The organism is Blautia sp. DFI.3.45 (assembly GCF_020593505.1).
In the GTDB taxonomy this organism is placed as follows: Bacteria; Bacillota; Clostridia; order Lachnospirales; family Lachnospiraceae; genus Blautia_A; species Blautia_A wexlerae.
In genome coordinates, this window is record NZ_JAJDMI010000224.1 from 1 (window position 1) to 264 (window position 264).

Genomic DNA, 264 nt, shown 5'->3' on the forward strand with positions numbered 1-264 from the left:
GTAGAGCGATATCGGTCAGAAGATACGATTCCTGACACTGATCAAAAATATATAAAAAATTGACAACTTCCAGTTTGGAGAATTGAAAAAAACGGAATTTACCTATTAAGAAATATAAACTCTTGACAATAAAGCTCCTATATAGTATGTTTTTTAATAAACTATTATATAGGAGCTTTTGTATGGAAATGAATGGAGGATTTCTTGTCACCAAAATAAAACAGCTTGGAGACCGGATTTTCGAGAAGATTCTCAGTGAAAAGA

Annotated in this window: 1 pseudogene; it reads left to right on the forward strand. The window is 31.4% G+C overall.

Going from position 1 to position 264, the window contains the following annotated elements:
- Positions 1–182: 182 nt before the first annotated feature.
- Positions 183–264 (forward strand): annotated as a pseudogene (locus LJE09_RS17680) (MarR family transcriptional regulator); the annotation flags it as partial.